Raw genomic sequence first — 20,080 nt, forward strand, 5'->3', positions numbered from 1 at the left:
TAACCGCGTCCCGCGGCACCGCCGAGACCAACACCCCCAGCGACACCTGATCCGGTCGCACCGCCACAGCCTCGCCCATGACCGACCGTGACACCCAACCTCAACGAGCTCGGACCGCCACGCCGAGGCCGCCACGACACCCAACCAAACATGATCAACTTAAGCTACGTGGCATTGGGCCGGGTCTGGCCCACCACCGTGCCACTGCGCCTCGGACGCGAAGCGGCTCCCCGTGCCCCATCTGTGGCGCCGCGGAGTGCGCGGTGTCATCGACAGTCCGCCAGGAAATGTCGCCGCGGGATGTCGAGAACCCGAGCGCGGCTCCGTCCCCGGAGTGCACACGGCCAGAATGGGCCGTACCGCACCGAGGAGAAGACGATGGCCAAGTACTTGCTGCTCAAGCACTACCGAGGAGCGCCGGCAGCGGTCAACGACGTGCCGATGGACCAGTGGACGCCCGAGGAGGTCTCGGCCCACGTGCAGTACATGCAGGACTTCGCCGCTCGGCTGGAGGGCACCGGTGAGTTCGTCGACGGTCAGGCGCTCTCCCCGGAGGGCACGTTCGTCCGCTACGACGGCGAGGGGCGGCCGCCGGTCACCGACGGCCCGTTCGCGGAGACCAAGGACCTGATCGCCGGCTGGATGGTGATCGACGTCGACACCTGCGAGCGGGCGCTCGAGCTGGCCGGTGAGCTGTCCGCGGCTCCAGGGGCGGGTGGAAAGCCGATCCACGAGTGGCTCGAGGTGCGCCCGTTCCTGGGCGCGCCGCCGACCATCACGGAGTGACACGCGGTGGACCGCGGGGCGGATGAGGACCAGCTGCGGGCGCTCATCCCCACCGTGATCGGGATCCTCGGCCGCCGCGGAGCCGGCTTCGCGGCGGCCAAGGACGCCGTGCAGGACGCGCTGGTCGAAGCCGTGCGCGTCTGGCCGGACGACCCGCCGCGGGACCTGAAGGCTTGGCTGGTCACCGTTGCGTGGCGCAAGTTCCTCGACGCCGCCCGCGCCGACACCTCCCGACGGCGGCGCGAGGTGCTCGTCGACGACGAGCCGGCGCCAGGGCCGGCCGAGGAGGTGGACGACACCCTGCAGCTGTACTTCCTGTGCGCTCACCCGTCCCTGTCTCCGACCTCGGCGGTCGCGCTCACACTGCGCGCGGTCGGCGGCCTGACCACGCGGCAGATCGCGCAGGCCTACCTCGTGCCGGAGGCAACCATGGCCCAGCGCATCAGCCGGGCCAAGCAGACCGTCTCGGGCGTCCGGTTCGACCAGCCCGGTGCCGTCGTCACGGTACTGCGCGTGCTCTACCTGATCTTCAACGAGGGCTACTCCGGCGACGTCGACCTCGCCACCGAGGCGATACGGCTCACCCGCCAGCTGGCGGCGGAGACCGAGCACGAGGAGGTAGCGGGCCTGCTCGCGCTCATGCTGCTACACCACGCGCGGCGCCCGGCACGGGTCCGCCCCGACGGCAGTCTCGTGCCCCTCGCCGAGCAGGACCGCGCCCTGTGGGACACCAGCCTGATCGCCGAGGGCGTCGACGTGCTCCAGGCCGCTCTCGACCGCGACCGGCTGGGCGAGTTCCAGGCCCAGGCCGCCGTCGCCGCTCTCCACGACGACGCCCGCACGGTAGATGAGACCGACTGGGTGCAGATCGTCGAGTGGTACGACGAACTGGTGCGGCTCACCGACAGCCCGGTGGCCCGCCTCAACCGGGCCGTCGCGGTCGGCGAGGCCGACGGCCCGCGGGCCGGCCTGGCCGCCCTGGCGGGGCTCGACCCCTCCCTGCCCCGCCACGCCGCCGTCGCGGCGTACCTACACGAGCGGAACGGTGACCTGGTGACCGCAGCGCAGCTCTTCGCCGAAGCCGCCCGATCGGCGCTCAACCTCCCCGAACGCGACCACCTCACGCGACAGGCCGCACGGCTCAACGCAGAACTGCGGGATTGAGTGGCGGGCGGCAGGCATCTGCCGACCCATTGGGGACGGCCGCTCAGCCGTTTGCCCGGCCGGACCGCGTCACTTGACCTCCAAGAGTCCGAGATCGCGGGCTCCTGGCTCCGCCTGGCGATCACCGCAAGAGGAACCTCGAGCGAGAACCCAGCTGGTCGGTGTGGTGGCCCGACGGGGGGTGTCCCGCAAGGCCCGCCCGGTGAGGATTCCCGAACAGGGACGTCAACCGGGACGTGGCCGAGCACAGTCGCGATCTTGTTGGCGATCCACGACGGTGTCTCGTCTCCCCCACCGGCCATGTCCGCCGCAGGGCGGGGACGCCGGTTCCACGTGGAACAGGGTGTTGCGTCGGTGTGACGTCGGCCCCGGGCGGTCGCATCGGCTCGGCCGGTGGGGTTGGATCGAGGCCATGTGCGGCCTCTCCGGCGAGATCCGGTTCGACGGCTCCCTGGCCGACACCACCGCCGTGGGGCGGATGGTCGAGTGCCTCGTCCCCCGCGGGCCGGACGGCCAGGGTGCCTGGAGCAACGGGCGAGTGGCCTTCGGGCACCGGCGGCTGTCGGTCATCGACCTCTCGGCCGCCGGGAGCCAGCCGATGGTCGACAACGAGCTCGGCCTGACCGCGGTCTTCAACGGCTGCATCTACGACTACCGGGAGCTGCGCGCCGAGCTGGAGGGGCACGGCTACCGCTTCTTCTCCACCAGCGACACCGAGGTGATCCTCAAGGGCTACCACCACTGGGGTACCGACGTCGTCTCGCACCTGCACGGCATGTTCGCGTTCGTCATCACCGAGCGCGACACCGGGCGCGTGGTGCTCGCCCGCGACCGGCTGGGCATCAAGCCGCTCTACCTGGCCGAGGCTCCCGGGCGGCTGCGGTTCGCCTCCTCGCTGCCGGCGCTGGTGCAGGCCAGGGACGTCGACACCTCCATCGACCCGGTCGCCCTGCACCACTACCTCACCTGGCACGCCGTCGTCCCGGCGCCGCGGACGATTCTGAACGGCGTCCGCAAGCTGCCCCCGGCCACCGTGCGGGTGATCGAGGCCGACGGCACCTCCCGCGAGCACCGCTACTGGGAGGCCCGCTACGAGCGCCGTCCCGAGCAGGCCTCCTGGTCCGACCGGGACTGGGAGGACGCGATCGAGGAGGCGCTGCGGGTCGCCGTCCGCCGGCGCCTGGTCGCCGACATCCCCGTCGGGGTGCTGCTCTCCGGCGGGCTGGACTCCAGCCTGATCGTCGGCCTGCTCGCCCAGGAGGGGCAGACCGGGCTGGCCACCTACTCGATCGGCTTCGAGGCCGTCGGCGGCCGGGAGGGCGACGAGTTCCAGTACTCCGATGTCGTCGCCGAGCGCTTCGGCACCGACCACCACCGCATCCGGGTCGCCTCCGACGAGCTCGCCGCCGCCCTCGGTCACGCGATCGGCGCGATGGCCGAGCCGATGGTCAGCCACGACGCCGTCGCCTTCGACCTGCTCTCCGAGCGGGTGAGCCAGTCGATCCGGGTGGTGCAGTCCGGTCAGGGCGCCGACGAGGTGTTCGCCGGCTACCACTGGTACCCGCCGCTGGCCGGCGCCGGCCGCGAGCAGGCCGTCGAGCGCTACGCCGCGGCGTTCTTCGACCGCGACGCCGTCGACATGGCGCGGCTGGTCGCCGACCGCTACGCCGTGGACGGCGACCCCAGCCTGGAGTTCGTCCGGCAGCACATGTCCGCGCCGCACGCCGAGACCGCCGTCGACGCCGCCCTGCGCCTCGACAGCGAGGTCATGCTGGTCGACGACCCGGTCAAGCGGGTGGACAACATGTCCATGGCCTGGGGCCTGGAGGCCCGGGTGCCCTTCCTCGACCACGACCTGGTGGAGCTGGCCGCGGCCTGCCCGCCGGAGCTGAAGCTGGCTGACGGCGGCAAGGGCGTCCTCAAGGCGATCGGCCGGCGCGTCATCCCGCCGGAGGTCATCGACCGGCCCAAGGGCTACTTCCCGGTGCCGGCGATCACCCACCTCGAGGGCAAGGTCCTCGACCTGGTCAAGGACGCACTATCCAACGACGCCGCCCGCGAGCGCGGGCTGTTCCGCCGGGAGTACGTCGACGAGCTGCTCGGGAACCCGAACGGCGAGCTCACCCCGCTGCGCGGCAACAAGCTGTGGCAGCTGGGCCTGCTCGAGCTCTGGCTGCAGGCCCACGGGGTGTGAAGATGCCCCGGCTCGCCGGGCACCGTCGCCGCGCCGTGGTGTCCGCTCCCCCGCCCCCGACCAGCCGCCCCTGGCAGCAGGTCTCCGAGCACCAGCGACAGGGGATGGAGCCCGACGTCGTCCTCGACCTCGGCTGGGGGCGGCTGGTCTTCGGCCAGACCTTCGCCGACCTGCACGGCATCGTCGACGCCCTGCGCGCCGAGGAGAGCGGCCGCCGCGACATCTGCATCTACCCGCGGGACCCGCACGTGCTGGTCGGACTGGCTCCCGACGAGCTGTTCATCGACCCCAGCTACACCTACCGGCTCGACCTGCACCGCTACCGCCCGCGACCCGAGCTGATCCGCGGCGTCTTCGTGCGCACGGTGACCGCGCTGGCCGAGATGGACCGGATCAACGAGATCTACGCCCGCAACGGCATGGTCACCGGCGACGCCGAGACCATGTGGGCCAACCACCGCACCCGCACCTTCACCTACCTGGTCGCCGAGGACCGCCGTACCGGGCGGATCGTCGGCACCGTCACCGGGGTCGACCACCTGCTCGCCTTCGACGACCCGGAAGGGGGCACCAGCCTGTGGTGCCTCGCCGTGCATGCCCAGGACGCCCCGCCCGGCACCGGCGAGGCGCTGGTGCGGGTGCTCGCCGAGCGCTACGTCGGCCGCGGCCGCGCCTACCTCGACCTCTCGGTCATGCACGACAACGCCGGGGCCATCGCGCTCTACCGCAAGCTCGGCTTCCACCGCACGCCCGCGGTGTGCGTCAAGCGGAAGAACCCGATCAACACGCCGCTGTTCGCCGCCCGCCCGCCGGGCCTGGAGGACGTCAACCCCTACGCGCGGATCATCGCCGAGGAGGCGTTGGAACGCGGGGTCCGGGTCGAGGTCAACGACGCCGAGTGGGGCGAGATGCGGCTGTCCCTGGGCGGCCGCACGGTGCTCACCCGCGAGTCGCTGTCGGAGTTCACCAGTGCGGTGGCGATGAGCCGGTGCGATGACAAGCGGGTCACCCGGCGGATCATGGAGCGCGCCGGCGTCCGCGTCCCCCGCGGGACGACCGCGGCCGACGGGGACCTGGAGGCCGCCCGCGCGCTGTTGGCCGAGTGCGGCGAGGTGGTGGTCAAGCCCGCCCGCGGCGAGCAGGGCCGGGGCATCACCGTCGGCGTGAGCGACGAGGCCGGGCTCGACCGCGCCGTCCGCCTGGCGCTGCAGTTCTGCCCCGACGTGCTCGTCGAGGAACTCGTGGCGGGCGACGACCTCCGGGTGGTGGTCATCGACCACGAGGTGGTGGCCGCCGCGGTCCGCCGTCCGGCCGAGGTGGTCGGCGACGGCCGCACCCCGGTGACCGGGCTGGTGCGCGCCACCAGCCGCCGGCGCGAGCGCGCCACCGGCGGGGAGTCACGGATCCCGCTGGACGACGCGACCGCCGAGGTGGTCGCCGAGTCCGGGTACGCGATGGACGACGTCCCGCCGTCCGGGGAGCGGATCCGGGTCCGGCGGACGGCGAACCTGCACACCGGCGGCACCATCGAGGACGTCACCGACCGGCTGCACCCGCAGATCGTGCAGGCCGCCGTCCGGGCCAGCCGGGCGATCGGCATCCCGGTGACCGGGCTGGACTTCCTCGTGCCCGACGTCGAGGGCCCCGACCACGTGTTCATCGAGGCCAACGAGCGGCCGGGGCTGGCCAACCATGAGCCCCAGCCGACCGTGGCGCGGTTCGTGGACCTGCTCTTCCCGGAGACCCGCCGCCGCTGACACCGCCGCTTGCGGAGTCGCTCGGTGACGGTTTCCGCGCTCGGGCGACTCCGCTACCGCCTCGGGACGGTCACCTCGAACCAGGCGCCCGGCCCGGTGTGCTCGACGAGCCGGACACCGCCGCCGTGCGCCCGGGCGATGGCCTCGACGATGGCCAGTCCCAGCCCGGCGCCGGACGACGGGTCGCGGTCGGCACCCCGCTCGCGACGCCGGAAGATGCCGGCGGCGACCTCGGGCGGGACGCCCCGGCCCTCGTCGCGGACCCAGATCCGCCCGACACCGTCGTCGCCGCTGGCGCCGAACTCGATCACCTGGCCGGGGCGGGTGTACCGGGTGGCGTTGTCGGCGAGCTGGAGGAGGGCCTGGAGGAGCCGCTGCTCGTCGCCGACCACGGGCACCGCGTCGCCGGTCCGGAGCCGCCAGTCGCGGTCGGCCAGCGCCCCGGCCCGCTGGTACGCGGCCGCGACGACCTGCCGGAGGTCGGTGGGCCCCACCTGCAGGAAGTCCGGCTGGACGGAGCGGGCGAGCAGGAACAGGTCGTTGACGATCCGGGTCATCCGGTCGATCTCGTCGAGGACCAGGGCTCCCGTCTGCGCGCGCTCCTCCGGCGTCCCGTCGAGCTCGAGCAGCTCGACGTGACCGCGGATGATCGTCAGCGGCGTCCGCAGCTCGTGGCTGGTGTCGTGCAGGAACTCCCGCTGGGAGGTGAAGGCGTTCTCCAGCCGGCTCAGCATGTCGTTGAACGCCGCGGCGATCTGCGAGGCCTCGTCGCGCCGGGAGACCGGGATCCGCCGGCTGAGGTCGGTGTCGGAGATCTTCCGCGCGGTGGAGGCCAGGTCGCGCAGCGGGCGCAGGATGCGGCCGGACAGGGCCAGCGCGAGCAGCGACGCGCCGGTGAGGGCGGTCAGCTGGGCCAGGATCTGCGCCCGGACGGCGGCCTCGATCTCGTCACGCTCGAAGGCGGGGAAGTTGGCGACCACGAACAGGCCCTCCGCGTCGTCGCCCTGCAGTGGCAGGGCGACGTAGCGGGCCTCGCCCACCTCGGTGTCGAGAGAGCCCTGTTCGCGCTCGTCGAGGCTCAGCCAGTACTGCACGGCAGGTCTGAGCTGGCCCACCGGCGCGCCGTCCTGCGAGCGCCGTGCCTCGTACAGCTCGCCGTCGAGGAAGGCCAGCAGCGTCTCGCCCTCGTCGGGCACCTCGCGGTCGAAGTAGGCGTCGAACAGGGCCTGGACGTCGCCCTCGAGGGGTTCGCCGGTGCGCGGGTCGTCGCCGCGGCTGAGCCGCAGGAACTCCTCGGCCTCACGCAGCAGGCTCTGCTGCACCTCGTCCTCGAGGTCCTCGAGCAGGGACGTGCGCAGCAGGAGCACCGCCGCCGACGAGGACAGCACCAGAAGCCCGATGACCACGGCCAGGACGCGGGTACGGATGCTGCCCATCCGCGCGTGCAGGCGCGGCCGCCGACCAGCCATGGGCTCCGAGGGTAGGGAGCCGGACACGAGCGCGCCGCGCCGCGGGCTGCCGCTGACCAGCCGTCCGGCGACGATCATGGACCCGAGGCGGCGACACGCCGAAGGTGCCCGGCCTGCCGCGACCGGCATTCCATGATCGTCGAGAAGGGAGGGCACGCGTGGCCTACCTGCTCGCGGCCCTGGGTGGCGTCCTCGGGGCGCTGGCCCGGTGGGGCGTGGGGACGGCGCTGCCGTCCTCCCCCGGCGGCTGGCCCTGGGCCACGCTCCTGGTCAACCTCACCGGCTGCCTGCTGCTGGGCGCCTTGACCGCGACCCTCACCGCACGCTCCCCCGAGCCGGCGTGGGCACGCCCGTTCCTCGCCGTCGGCGTGCTCGGCGGGTACACGACCTACTCGGCGTTCGCGGTGGAGGCCGTCGGGCTCCTCGACGCCGGGGCCGTGGCTCTCGCGGTCGGCTACGTGCTCGTCTCGGTCCTCGGCGGCGTGCTGGCCGTGGCCGCCGGCGCGCTGGCGGCGCGGGGCCGCCGAGCCCGGTGACGCCGCTCCTGGTGGCGGCGGGCGCGCTGATCGGCGCCCCGCTGCGGCTGCTGGTCATCCGGCTGGCCGCCCGCGGCGGTCGGGATCCGGCGCGCGGCACACTGCTCGTCAACGTCGCCGGCAGCGCGCTGCTCGGCGTGCTGCTGGGGACGGCCGGCACTTCCCCGGCGGCCCTCGCCCTGGTCGGCACCGGGTTCTGCGGCGCCGTGACCACCTTCTCGACGTTCGGTGCGGACGTGCTGCGGCTGGTCGAGCAACGGGCGCTGGCTCGCGCGCTGGGCCACCTGGCCGCCACCGTCGTCCTGGGCCTGGGAGCCGCCGCGGCGGGGTACATGCTGGGCTCCGGGTGAGGGCCGGCGCAGCCGGGCACGGTCGCGCTCAGTAGGGTCGGGGGCGGTATGGCTGGAACAGCAGCAGGACACGAGGGGGCCGACAGCCCCGTGGTCGTGGTGGCCAACCGGCTGCCGGTCGACCAGGTCACCGACCCCGACGGGACGACGCGCTGGCAGCGCAGCCCCGGCGGCCTGGTCACCGCGCTCGAGCCGTTCGTGGCCGGGCGCGGGGGCGCGTGGGTGGGCTGGTCCGGGTCGGCCGGGGAGGCGCCGGAGCCCTTCGAGTCCGGCGGGATGTCGCTGGTCCCGGTGCCGCTCTCCGAGGAGGAGGTCGACCACTACTACGAGGGCATGTCGAACGCCTCGCTGTGGCCGCTGTACCACGACGTCGTCGAGAAGCCCGAGTACCACCGGACCTGGTGGGACACCTACGTCCAGGTCAACAAGCGCTTCGCCGAGCGTGCCGCGGAGGTCGCCGCGGAGGGCGCGATCGTCTGGGTGCACGACTACCAGCTGCAGCTGGTGCCGGCGATGCTGCGCCAGCGGCGGCCCGACCTCACCATCGGCTTCTTCCTGCACATCCCGTTCCCGCCCTACGAGCTGTTCACCCAGCTGCCGTGGCGCGGGGCCGTCGTCGAGGGTCTGCTCGGCGCCGACCTGGTCGGGTTCCAGCGGCCCAGCGCGGCGGCGAACTTCGTCCAGCTGGCCCGGCGGCTGCACGACCTGCCCGCCCGCGGGTCGACGATCGAGTACGACGGCCGGACGGTGACCGCCCGCGCCTTCCCGATCTCCATCGACGTCCGTGCCTTCGAGGAGCTGGCCGGCAGTCCCTCCGTCGCGAAGCGGGCGGAGGAGATCCGCGCCGAGCTCGGCAACCCGGCCAAGCTGATCCTGGGCGTGGACCGGCTGGACTACACCAAGGGCATCGCCGTCCGGCTCAACGCCTTCGAGGAGCTGCTGGAGGACGGCGTCCTCGAGGCGCCCGACACGGTGATGGTGCAGGTGGCCACGCCCAGCCGTGAGCGGGTCGAGCACTACGTGCACATGCGGGAGACGATCGAGCAGCAGGTCGGGCACATCAACGGCATCTACGGCACCCTCGGCGGTCCCGCGGTGCACTACATCAACCAGTCGGTGCCCCGCGAGGAGCTCGCCGCGCTCTACCGCGCCGCCGACGTCATGCTCGTGACCCCGTACCGCGACGGCATGAACCTGGTCGCCAAGGAGTACGTCGCCGCGCGCAGCGACCTCGGCGGTGCCCTGGTCCTCTCGGAGTTCGCCGGGGCGGCCGCCGAGCTGCGCCAGGCCTTCCTGGTCAATCCGCACGACATCGCCGGGGTCAAGAATCAGCTGGTGCGCGCCCTGCGGATGGAGCCGGCCGAGGGCGCCAAGCGGATGCGGGCGATGCGCCGCCACCTGGCGAAGAACGACCTCGAGCACTGGGCGGCCTCGTTCTTCGACGCGCTGCGCGCCCAGGCGTGAGCGGCTCCCCGGCACCGGCCGACACCCCTGCCGGGCTGCCGGCGGACCTGACCGGGGCGCTGGCGGCGCTGGCCGGACGGCGGCCGTTGCTCGTGGCCAGCGACTACGACGGCGTCCTCGCCCCGCTGGTGGGCGACCCCTCGGCCGCGATCCCCCAGCCCGGCGTCGCCGAGGCGCTGGGTCGGCTGGCCGCTCGCGACGGTGTCGTCGTGGCGCTGGTCAGCGGGCGGGGCGTGGCCGACCTGCAGGCGGTCAGCGGGCTCGACGGGCCCTACCGCTGGATCGGCAGTCACGGGGCCGAGTACGGCGGCCCGCTCGCCGATGAACTCGCCGCGCGGCGCGACGCGCTCGCCGAGCAGCTGGCCCCGCTCGTCGCGGCGGTGCCGGGCGCACGGCTGGAGGTCAAGCCGGCCAGCGTGGCGGTGCACGTGCGGCAGGCGCCGGATCGGATCGCCGCCGCCGCGCTGCTCGAGCAGGCCGATGCCGCGGCGGATCCGTCACTGACGAAGAAGCCGGGCAAGGAGGTGCTCGAGCTCGCCGTCACCGACGCCGACAAGGGCAGCGCGCTGCTCCGGCTCGGCGCCGACCTCGGCGCCGCGACGACGCTCTACCTCGGCGACGACCGCACCGACGAGGACGCCTTCCGCGTCCTCTCTCCCGACGACCTCACCGTCAAGGTCGGGGAGGGCGCGACCGCGGCCCGCTACCGCGTTCCCGACCCGGCCGCCGTCGTCCTGGTGCTGGAGACCCTGGCCGACGCGCTGGACTGAGTCCCGCCGGCGCACGGGAATGGCGCCGGCCATCGACTTGTCCACGGCGGGAGTGCGGTCGCCGGCGCTTTTCGGCGGGCGCGGCGCAACACGCCACAGGATGGCGTTGCTCGACCCCCGGAATGCCCCACGATGGCGCGGCACCCCACCGCCGTCGACGTGGACGCGGGGATCCGGATCGAACTGGCGGAGTGCGCGTCGTCGCCCCCTCGCCTCCAGGAGCAACACCGTGTCTGTGCCCACTCCTCCACCCTCGGGACGCTCCGGCGGCTGGTTCGCCGACCGGCGGCTGTCGGTCAAGTTCGGCTCGCTCGTCGGCGTGGTCGCCCTGGCGTTCGCCGGCATCGGCGGTGCGGTCTACGCCGGTAACGCGCGAGTGCAGGACGTCAGCCAGGAACTGGCCGACATCGAGCACGCCTACAGCCTCATCCTGCAGATCGACACCCGGGCCAGCGAGCTCAAGGTCGACGGCTACAAGGCCGCCGTCCGGCCCGTCCCCGCCGAGCAGCTGCCCGAGCTTGCCGAGGACATCGCCAGCCCCCGCGAGCTGATCGACGAACTGAGCGCGATCCCGCTGGACGACGCGCTGGACGTCGCGGTCGCCGAGGTGGAGGACACCTTCACCGGCTACACCGACGCGATCACCGCATACGTGAACGGGGCGGTCGCCGACCAGGCCGCCGCGCGGGTCGCCTGGAACGACATCCAGGCGGCCAACGACATCACCGACGGAGCCGTCGGCGAGGCCAAGGACCTGCTGCGCGAGCGGGCGCTGGCCGTGGAGGCCGAACTCGGCGCGACGCTGTCGCGTGCTCAGCGGATCACCCTGGCGGTCGCCGCGCTCGGGCTGCTGCTGGTGACCGGCGCCAGCATGGCGATCCTGCGCTCGATCACCCGGCCGGTGCAGCGGGTCAAGACCGCGCTGGAGGCGCTGGCCGCCGGCGACCTGACCGCGTCCTCCGGCGTCACCTCGCGTGACGAGCTCGGGCAGATGGCGGCCGCCCTCGAGGAGGCCCAGGGCAGCCTGCGCGCCGTCATGGCCGAGGTCGCCGCCTCGGCGGACGCGGTGGCGGCGTCGTCGGAGGAGCTGTCGGCATCCTCGGCGCAGATCTCGGCGTCGGCGGAGGAGACCTCGGCGCAGTCCGGTGTGGTGGCCGGTGCGGCGGAGGAGGTCAGCCGGAACGTGCAGACGGTGGCGGCGGGGGCGGAGCAGATGGGCGCGAGCATCCGGGAGATCGCGTCGAATGCGGCGGAGGCGTCGGACGTGGCGCACCGGGCGGTGACGGCGGCGGAGACGACGACGGCGACGGTGGCGAAGCTGGGGGAGTCCTCGGCGGAGATCGGCAACGTGGTGAAGGTGATCACCTCGATCGCGGAGCAGACGAACCTGCTGGCGCTGAACGCCACGATCGAGGCGGCGCGGGCCGGGGAGGCGGGCAAGGGCTTCGCGGTGGTGGCCAACGAGGTGAAGGAGCTGGCGCAGGAGACGGCGAAGGCAACCGAGGACATCGCGCGGCGGGTGCAGGCGATCCAGGGCGACACGACGGCGGCGGTGGCCGCGATCGGGGAGATCAGCTCGATCGTGGCGCAGATCTCCGATCGGCAGACCACCATCGCCTCCGCGGTGGAGGAACAGACCGCGACCACCAACGAGATGTCCCGCTCGGTCAGCGAGGCGGCCAGCGGGTCGGGTCAGATCGCCGACAACATCACCGGCGTCTCGGCCGCAGCCGACTCCACCACCCAGGCGCTCACCCAGACTCGCACCGCCGTCGACGAGCTCTCCCGCATGGCCGCCGACCTGCGCACCTCGGTGTCCCGCTTCACCTACTGAGCACGCTCCCGGAGCGCCTGACCGGCCCACCGGTCAGGCGCTCCGTCGCGTCCGCCGTCAGGAGGGGTGCCGACAGGGAGTCGCGGGAGTGCGGTCGGCGACCCGTGTCGCGGGCACCGCGGAGGAGACGCCCAGCGCTGCGGTCCTCCCGTGAGCCGTGACCATCCCCCCACGCCCCGTCGTGTGCCGGCGTCACGGCGGGGCGCCCGGTGACCGCACGGGAATCGGCTGCGCGGTCATTTATGTCGACATGGCGAGAATGGTCGTCGCTCAGGTTGCGAAATGGTTGCGAGGTGTTTCGCGCCACCACTTCCGCCCCGTGCCGCCCTACCTTTCCCGACGAGCGACCACCGGACGCCGGGAGAGGCGACGGGAACAGCTCCCCCCATTTCCCGTGCGCGATTGCAGGAGTCCCGAGATGTCAACCAGCGCCACCACCGGCCGCCGCAGCGGCTGGTTCACCGACCGCCCGATCGGCGTGAAGATCGGGGCGGTCGTCGCCCTGCTGGCCGCCGTCGTCCTCGCGACCAACCTCCTGGCCGTCCACCGCATCGTCGACCTGCGCGACGGCCAGGAGCGGATCTACGAGGAGAACGTGCTGCCGCTGAACGCCCTGGCCGAGGTGCAGCGAGCGCACGCCGCGCACCGCGTGCGGACCCTCGAGTACGCGGTGTCCACGCCCGAGCGCCGGCTGGAGCTCAGGGAGCAGATGGAGGAGAAGAACGCCGACCTGGCGGCGGGCCTGGCCGCCTACGAGCCCTACATCGTGGCCCCGGAGGCGATGGCGGCCTTCTCGTCCACCCGCACGGAGTTCCTCGACCTCGTCGAGACCCAACTGTTCCCCGCGGCGGACCGCGGCGACCTCGCCGCCTTCTCCGCCGTCCAGTCGCAGCAGCTGCAGCCGCTGCTGCAGATCATCGCCGACGAGCTGGAGGCCGAGGGGGTCGCGCAGTCCGCCCAGACCGCCGAGCGGAACACGGCATCCGCGGCCGCGGCCCAGGCGGCGATCACCCGGCTGCTGACCATCTCGCTGGGTTCCGTCTTCGTGGCCACCGTGCTCACCGTGCTCATCGTCCGGCGCATCACGCGGACCGTCCGGTCGGTCCAGCGCTCGGCTGAGGCGATGGCGGCCGGCGACCTCACCGTGCCCACCGGGGTGGAGTCGGCTGACGAGCTCGGCCGTATGGCGGCCGCCCTCGACGCGGCGAAGGGCAGCATGCGGGGGGTGCTGTCATCGGTGGCGGCGTCGGCGGACGCGGTGGCGGCGTCGTCGGAGGAGCTGAGCGCGTCCTCGGCGCAGATCTCGGCGTCGGCGGAGGAGACCTCGGCGCAGTCCGGCGTGGTGGCCGGCGCCGCTGAGGAGGTCAGCCGGAACGTGCAGACGGTGGCGGCGGGTGCCGAGCAGATGGGCGCGTCCATCCGGGAGATCGCGTCGAACGCGGCCGAGGCCAGTGAGGTGGCGGCGCGGGCGGTGACGGCGGCGGAGACCACCACGGCGACGGTGACGAAGCTGGGGGAGTCGTCGAAGGAGATCGGCGACGTCGTCAAGGTCATCACCAGCATCGCCGAGCAGACCAACCTGCTGGCGCTGAACGCCACGATCGAGGCGGCGCGGGCCGGTGAGGCGGGCAAGGGCTTCGCGGTCGTCGCGAACGAGGTCAAGGAGCTGGCGCAGGAGACGGCGAAGGCGACCGAGGACATCGCCCGGCGGGTGCAGGCCATCCAGGGCGACACCACCGCGGCCGTGACGGCGATCGGGGAGATCAGCTCGATCGTCGCGCAGATCTCCGACCGGCAGACCACCATCGCCAGCGCGGTGGAGGAGCAGACGGCCACCACCAACGAGATGTCCCGGTCGGTGACGGAGGCCGCTACCGGGACGGGGCAGATCGCGGTCAACATCAACGGGGTCTCGGGTGCGGCGGACTCCACGACGCAGGCGCTGACCCAGACCCGCGCCACGGTCGACGAGCTCTCCCGCATGGCCGCGGGCCTGCGCGCCTCGGTGGGCAGCTTCACCTACTGACCGCGCGGCATCCCAGGGACGGGAGGGGCGGCAGCCGGGATGGTCCAGCTGCCGTCCCTCTGCCGTTGTCCGGCCACCGGACCCGGACCGCGGTGGGCGAGCTGTCCCGGAGGGCCGCCGGCCCGCGCACCTCGGTGGCCCGCTTCACCTGCTGAGCGCCCTGCTCGTCGCCATTCCGGTCCCGATCGCGACCAGGAATGGCGGGTGCGCTCCTTGTCGACATGACGGCCCCCATTGTGCGCTGACCCGCGGGGCCCATAACAATTCGTCGGGGGCGTGTGTGGCAGCGCGGGAAATGGCCGACGCACCGCCACATTGGTCGCGCACGGCCGAATGCCCCCGGGGAGATCGCGGCCGATCCCGAATTTCCCCGTCTTCCCCAGGAGGATCCATGAGCACCACGTCCCTGCCGGCCACCGGCCGGCGAGGCACCCACTGGTTCGCCGACCGGGGGGTGAAGACCAAGGTGCTCCTCGCGGTGGGGGTGGCCTCGCTCGTCGCCGCCGTCGTCGGCCTGCTGGGCCTGCAGGCCCTGAACGCCGCGGCCGACCGCACCCAGCGGATGCTCGACGACAACGTCCACGGCGTCACCAATGTGTCCGCCATGCGCGGCGCGGTGAAGGACACCCGTGTCGCCATCCGGGACGCCGTGCTGACCACCGACCGGGTGGAGGCCGAGCAGGCGCTCGACGCCGTGGAGGAGGTGACGGCGCAGCTCCGCACGGCCCTCGAGACCTACCTCGCGGACACCTCGGCGCCGGAGAAGCGGAAACTCGCCACCGCGATCGGCGAGGGGTACGCCGAGTACCGGAGCCAGGCCGAAGCGGTCCTCACCCCGCTCGCGCTCACGCACCAGCTCGACGCCTGGGTCGTGGCCAACGACACCGTGGTCGGGCCGCTGGCCGCCCAGGTCGAGGAGGACCTCAACACCCTGATCGAGATGGAGACGACGGAGGCCGAGGACGCCGCCGTCGCCGCGGCGGACGCCGCGTCCTCGCAGCGGACGACGTCCGTCCTGATCCTGGTCGCCGGTATCGCCGCCGCCGTCGGCATTGGCCTGTGGGTCGCCGTGGGGATCGCCCGCAGCGTGCGTCGCGTCCAGGAGGTCACCGAGGGGCTGGCCGCCGGTGATCTGACCCGCACCGCCGGGCTGACCTCCCAGGACGAGCTCGGCCGGATGGGCGCCTCGCTCGACGAGGCCGTTGCCAGCCTGCGCGGCCTCATGGCGGAGGTGGTCGCGTCGGCGGACGCGGTGGCGGCGTCGTCGGAGGAGCTGTCGGCGTCGTCGGCGCAGATCTCCGCCGGGGCTGAGGAGACCAGCGCCCAGTCCGGCGTCGTCTCCACGGCTGCCGAGGAGGTCAGCCGCAACGTGCAGACCGTTGCTGCCGGTGCCGAGCAGATGGGCGCCTCGATCCGCGAGATCGCGAGCAACGCCGCCGAGGCCAGCGACGTGGCCACGAAGGCGGTGAACGCCGCCGAGTACACCACGGCCACCGTCGCCAAGCTGGGGGAGTCCTCGGCCGAGATCGGCAACGTCGTCAAGGTCATCACGAGCATCGCCGAGCAGACCAACCTGCTGGCGCTGAACGCCACGATCGAGGCGGCGCGGGCCGGTGAGGCGGGCAAGGGCTTCGCCGTCGTCGCGAACGAGGTCAAGGAGCTGGCCCAGGAGACGGCCAAGGCGACCGAGGACATCGCCCGGCGCGTGCAGTCCATCCAGGGCGACACCACCGCGGCCGTGTCGGCGATCGAGGAGATCAGCTCGATCGTCGCGCAGATCTCCGACCGGCAGACCACCATCGCCTCGGCGGTGGAGGAGCAGACCGCGACCACGAATGAGATGTCGCGCTCGGTGCAGGAGGCGGCCAGCGGCACGACCGAGATCGCACACAACATCACCGGGGTGTCCACGGCCGCGGAGTCGACCACCCAGGCGCTGACCCAGACCCGGACCGCGGTCGACGAGCTGTCCCGGATGGCCGCCGACCTGCGCACCAGCGTCTCCCGATTCAGCTACTGAGCACCGCCCCGCCGGTCCGGGCTGCACGCGCCCGGACCGGCGGGCCAGCCCCACGCGTTGGGCTTGACCTCGCGCCCCCTCCCGCCGATGAACCCCCTGGAGTGCGCACGACGCTCCCGGGACGAGAGAGAAGAGCAACGTGGACGGTCTGGACGACATCGTCGAGGAGTTCCTGGTCGAGAGCCACGAGAACCTCGACCAGCTGGACACCGACCTGGTCGCCCTCGAGCAGGAGCCCGACTCGCGTGAGCGGCTCTCGAGCATCTTCCGCACGATCCACACGATCAAGGGCACCAGCGGCTTCCTCGCCTTCCACCGCCTGGAGGAGGTCACCCACGTCGGGGAGAACATGCTCTCCCGGCTCCGGGACGGCGCTCTCGCGCTGACCCCCCACCGGACCAGCGTGCTGCTGCAGATGGTCGACACCGTGCGCGCGCTGCTCGCCTCCATCGAGGCGACCGGTGGCGAAGGGCCGGTCGACGTCTCGGGTGTGGTCGCTGACATCAGCGCGGCGATGGACGACTCCCCCGTGACCGCCGCGCCCGCCCCCGCCGTCGGGGAGTCGGCCGTCGAGCCGGCCACTGCGCCTGCCGTCGTCCAGGCGCCCGTCGTCCAGGCGCCCGTCGTCGAGGCGCCCGTCGTCGAGGTGTCCGCCGCCGAGGTGCCGGCCCCCGTGGCCGAGGCCCCGACGGTCCCGGTCCCGCGGCCCGAGCCGACCGTGGAGGCCAACCACGAGCCCGACGCCACGCACGACGGCGAGGCCGCCCCGGGCGTCGGCCAGGCCCGCCGGGCGGTCGCAGACAGCACCATCCGGGTGGACGTCGACCTGCTCGACGAGCTCATGCTTCTCGTGGGGGAGCTGGTGCTCACCCGCAACCAGATCGTCCAGTACGTCGGGCGCTCCAACGACACCGACCTGGTGCGCGCCTCGCAGCGGCTCAACCTCATCGCCAGCGAGCTGCAGGAGGGCGTCATGAAGACGCGCATGCAGCCGATCGACCACATCTGGTCGAAGCTGCCGCGCGTCGTCCGCGACCTCGGCCTGCAGCTGGAGAAGTCGATCCGCCTGGAGATGGAGGGCCGCGACACCGAGCTGGACAAGACGCTGCTCGAGGCGGTCAAGGACCCGCTGACCCACCTGGTCCGCAACTCCGTCGACCACGGCATCGAGGACGCCGACGTCCGGATCCGGGTGGGCAAGCCGGCCGAGGGCGTGCTCACCCTGCGCGCGAAGCACGAGAGCGGCCAGGTCGTCGTGGAGGTCGCCGACGACGGCGCCGGCATCGATCCGGCGCGGGTCGGCGCCAAGGCCGTCGAGCGCGGGCTGGTGACGGCCGACGCGTTGGCCCGGATGAGCCCGCAGGACGTCCTGCAGCTGGTCTTCCTGCCGGGCTTCTCCACGGCCGCGAAGGTCACCAACGTCTCCGGCCGCGGCGTCGGCATGGACGTCGTCAAGACCAACATCGAGTCCATCGGCGGCACCATCGAGGTCGAGTCGGTCCCCGGCAAGGGCACCTGCACCCGGCTGCGCATCCCGCTGACCCTGGCGATCGTCCCGGCGCTGACCGTCGAGTGCGCCGGCGACCGCTACGCCATCCCGCAGATCAGCCTGCAGGAGCTGGTCGCGCTCGACGCCGAGAAGGCGGCCACCGCCGTCGAGGAGGTCGGCGGCGCCCCGGTGTACCGGCTGCGCGGCGAGCTGCTGCCGCTGGTCCGGCTGACCGACGTCCTCGGGCTGACCTCCGACCGGCACGACGGGCACGTTGTCATCGCCGTCCTGCGCTCCGAGGGCCGGCGGTTCGGCCTGGTCGTCGACCGGGTCATCAACACCGAGGAGATCGTCGTCAAGGCCGTCGGCGGCCAGCTCAAGGCGATCGGCCTCTACTCCGGCGCCACGGTCCTCGGCGACGGCACCGTGGCGCTCATCCTCGACGTGCAGGCCCTGGCCCGCCGGGCGCTGCGCACCGAGACCACCGAGCGCCAGGATTCCCGCGAGGCGGCACTGCAGGCGCAGGCGACCGACGCCGAGCGGCAGCGGATGCTGCTGGCCGCCATCGGCGGCGGCCGCCGGGTCGCCATCCCGCTGGACACCGTCACCCGCCTCGAGCAGGTGCGCACGGAGTCGGTGGAGCGGGTCGGCAACCGTGAGGTGGTCCAGTACCGCGGCGCGATCCTGCCGATCGTGCGGCTCGACCGGCATCTGGGCGCCTACGGTGAGACCGACCGCGACGTCCTCGAGGTCATCGTCTACACCGACCACGGGCGCAGCGTGGCCATCGTGGTCGAGGAGATCCTCGACATCGTCGACGGCGAGGCCGCCGTCCGCAGCGACATCGACGACCTGGGCCTGCTCGGCTCCGCCGTCCTCGGCGACCGGGTCACCGAGCTGCTCGACGTCCGCGCCGCGATCCTCGCCGCCGACCCGGCGTTCTATACGGCCCACCCCGCCACCCTCGCCCACCCCGCCACCCTCGCCCACCCCGCCACCCTCGCGCCGGCCGATTCCCTGTCCGCGACGCCGCAGGGCGTCCCCGCGTCTCTCCTGGAGGTCTCCCGATGACCACCGCCCAGGCCCCCGCCATCGGTGGTCAGCTGGCCACCTTCTGGCTGGACGGTGACCTCTACGGCGTCGAGGTGGCGCACGTGCAGGAGGTGCTGAAGAGCCAGGGGCTGACCCGGGTGCCGCTGGCCCCCGCCGCCGTCGCCGGCCTGATCAACCTGCGCGGCCAGGTGGTGACGGCGATCGAGCTGCGCGAGCGGCTCGGCCGCCCGCCGCGGCCGGAGGGCACCGACGCGGTCGTCATCGTCGTCCGACTGCACGGCGAGGCGGTCAGCCTGCTCGTCGACGCCATCGCCGACGTCGTCGACGTCGACCCGGCCGACTTCGAGGCGCCGCCGGACACCCTCGACGGGGCCGCGCGCGAGCTGATCCGCGGCGCGTTCAAGCTCGACGGCCAGCTGCTGCTGGCGCTGGACGTGCACCAGGCCGTCAGCGCCTGAGACACGCTCGCCCCCGGCGAGCGTCCGTTCACCGGCTGCGCGGGAGGCGTCTGCTGCCGCGTGTCGGCTCTCGCCGGACCACCCCGCTGACCTGCGCATTCGACTTGCTCATCGGCGCGTTCGAACGTATGATCGAGGGCATGGACGGCGGGACGCAGACCAGCACTCCGGGTGCTGGCGCGCCCACCGTGGGGTGGGCGTCCGGTCCGCTGGGGGTGGTGCAGGCCGCGTCACGGGAGATCGCCCGGGCCACGGCGGTGCGGGCGCGGGCGGTGGCGGAGTTCGCCACCTCCCGGCCGGCGTCGGCCGATCGGGCGCAGGGTGAGCGCGGTGCGATGAGTGCCGAGCGGTGGGCGGCCCGGGCGGAGGTGCTGCGCCCGGTGTCGGAGTGGGCGACGCCGGAGGTGGCGATCGCGCTGAACCTGACCCAGCAGGGTGCCGAGGCACTGCTGGCCGAGTCGCTGATCCTGGTGCACCGGCTGCCGGCGACGCTGGCGGCGCTGGAGTCGGGGGTGCTGCACGAGGGGCATCTGTGGCACCTGATCGACAAGGTCGCTCCGGTCGCCGACGACGTGCTGCGGGCGGAGATCGAGGCCGAGCTGCTTGCCTGGGTCGCGAAGCGGAACCAGGTGACCAGCCCGGCCCAGCTGGGGGACAAGGCCCGCCGGGTGGTCGCGAAGCGGGACGCGGCCGCGGCGGCGCGGCGGTTG

General features: G+C 73.1%; 14 protein-coding genes and 1 pseudogene. 14 read left to right on the top strand and 1 reads right to left on the bottom strand.

The genetic code is table 11. The annotated features are described in order from the left end of the window. Positions 1-378: 378 nt before the first annotated feature. From E4P41_RS17300 to ngg, 4 genes are all read left to right on the top strand, one after another. A complete protein-coding gene (locus E4P41_RS17300) occupies positions 379-786 on the top strand; it encodes a YciI family protein (protein WP_135142505.1) in 408 nt (135 codons plus the stop codon). A 6-nt stretch (positions 787-792) separates the two neighbouring features. Continuing rightward, positions 793-1,950, top strand: a complete 1,158-nt coding sequence (locus E4P41_RS17305; protein WP_135142506.1) for a DUF6596 domain-containing protein — start codon at positions 793-795, stop codon at positions 1,948-1,950. A gap of 412 nt (positions 1,951-2,362) precedes the next feature. Then, on the top strand, positions 2,363-4,144 hold the full coding sequence (locus E4P41_RS17310; RefSeq protein ID WP_135142507.1) for an N-acetylglutaminylglutamine amidotransferase: 1,782 nt from the start codon (positions 2,363-2,365) through the stop codon (positions 4,142-4,144). Between the two features lie 35 nt (positions 4,145-4,179). Next, a complete protein-coding gene (ngg, locus tag E4P41_RS17315; protein WP_245177440.1) occupies positions 4,180-5,901 on the top strand; it encodes an N-acetylglutaminylglutamine synthetase in 1,722 nt (573 codons plus the stop codon). 53 nt (positions 5,902-5,954) lie between these two features. Here ngg and E4P41_RS17320 read toward each other — a convergent pair whose 3' ends face one another. Beyond that, positions 5,955-7,370: a HAMP domain-containing sensor histidine kinase gene (locus E4P41_RS17320; protein ID WP_167761145.1), complete on the bottom strand. Its 1,416-nt coding sequence runs from the start codon at positions 7,368-7,370 to the stop codon at positions 5,955-5,957. A 158-nt stretch (positions 7,371-7,528) separates the two neighbouring features. Here E4P41_RS17320 and crcB point away from each other — a divergent pair, with 158 nt between their 5' ends. From crcB to E4P41_RS17370, 10 genes and pseudogenes are all read left to right on the top strand, one after another. Then, entirely contained in the window at positions 7,529-7,906 is a 378-nt protein-coding gene (crcB, locus tag E4P41_RS17325) for a fluoride efflux transporter CrcB (RefSeq protein ID WP_135142510.1), read from the top strand. Then, on the top strand, positions 7,903-8,256 hold the full coding sequence (locus E4P41_RS17330) for a CrcB family protein (protein WP_135142511.1): 354 nt from the start codon (positions 7,903-7,905) through the stop codon (positions 8,254-8,256). The genes crcB and E4P41_RS17330 overlap by 4 nt, the downstream gene beginning before the upstream one ends. Positions 8,257-8,304: 48 nt before the next feature. Then, positions 8,305-9,720: a trehalose-6-phosphate synthase gene (locus E4P41_RS17335; RefSeq protein WP_135142512.1), complete on the top strand. Its 1,416-nt coding sequence runs from the start codon at positions 8,305-8,307 to the stop codon at positions 9,718-9,720. Continuing rightward, positions 9,717-10,490 (top strand): trehalose-phosphatase, encoded by a 774-nt coding sequence (gene otsB, locus E4P41_RS17340; RefSeq protein WP_135142513.1) that lies wholly within the window; start codon positions 9,717-9,719, stop codon positions 10,488-10,490. The genes E4P41_RS17335 and otsB overlap by 4 nt, the downstream gene beginning before the upstream one ends. Before the next feature lie 229 nt (positions 10,491-10,719). Next, positions 10,720-12,324, top strand: a complete 1,605-nt coding sequence (locus tag E4P41_RS17345; RefSeq protein ID WP_245177441.1) for a methyl-accepting chemotaxis protein — start codon at positions 10,720-10,722, stop codon at positions 12,322-12,324. A gap of 418 nt (positions 12,325-12,742) precedes the next feature. After that, positions 12,743-14,350: a methyl-accepting chemotaxis protein gene (locus E4P41_RS17350; RefSeq protein WP_135142515.1), complete on the top strand. Its 1,608-nt coding sequence runs from the start codon at positions 12,743-12,745 to the stop codon at positions 14,348-14,350. Between the two features lie 391 nt (positions 14,351-14,741). Further along, the gene (locus tag E4P41_RS17355) at positions 14,742-16,370 is read left to right on the top strand and encodes a methyl-accepting chemotaxis protein (protein ID WP_135142516.1); all 1,629 of its coding nucleotides are present in this window, start codon (positions 14,742-14,744) and stop codon (positions 16,368-16,370) included. A 139-nt stretch (positions 16,371-16,509) separates the two neighbouring features. Continuing rightward, positions 16,510-18,930, top strand: a complete 2,421-nt coding sequence (locus E4P41_RS17360) for a chemotaxis protein CheA (RefSeq protein WP_135142517.1) — start codon at positions 16,510-16,512, stop codon at positions 18,928-18,930. Then, positions 18,927-19,370, top strand: coding sequence for a chemotaxis protein CheW (locus E4P41_RS17365; RefSeq protein ID WP_135142518.1), 444 nt, complete (start codon positions 18,927-18,929; stop codon positions 19,368-19,370). Before E4P41_RS17360 ends, E4P41_RS17365 begins: the two co-directional genes overlap by 4 nt. A 140-nt stretch (positions 19,371-19,510) precedes the next feature. After that, positions 19,511-20,080, top strand: a pseudogene (locus tag E4P41_RS17370) (13E12 repeat family protein); the annotation flags it as partial.

Origin of the sequence: Geodermatophilus sp. DF01-2 (genome assembly GCF_004571065.1) — a bacterium.
Taxonomy (GTDB): domain Bacteria; phylum Actinomycetota; class Actinomycetes; order Mycobacteriales; family Geodermatophilaceae; genus Geodermatophilus.

Coding starts and splice junctions, on each gene's coding strand:
- E4P41_RS17335 (WP_135142512.1), top strand. CDS start 8,305: ATGGCTGGAACAGCAGCAGGACACGAGGGGGCCGACAGCCCCGTGGTC.
- E4P41_RS17320 (WP_167761145.1), bottom strand. CDS start 7,370: ATGGCTGGTCGGCGGCCGCGCCTGCACGCGCGGATGGGCAGCATCCGT.
- E4P41_RS17365 (WP_135142518.1), top strand. CDS start 18,927: ATGACCACCGCCCAGGCCCCCGCCATCGGTGGTCAGCTGGCCACCTTC.
- E4P41_RS17300 (WP_135142505.1), top strand. CDS start 379: ATGGCCAAGTACTTGCTGCTCAAGCACTACCGAGGAGCGCCGGCAGCG.
- E4P41_RS17355 (WP_135142516.1), top strand. CDS start 14,742: ATGAGCACCACGTCCCTGCCGGCCACCGGCCGGCGAGGCACCCACTGG.
- E4P41_RS17350 (WP_135142515.1), top strand. CDS start 12,743: ATGTCAACCAGCGCCACCACCGGCCGCCGCAGCGGCTGGTTCACCGAC.
- E4P41_RS17310 (WP_135142507.1), top strand. CDS start 2,363: ATGTGCGGCCTCTCCGGCGAGATCCGGTTCGACGGCTCCCTGGCCGAC.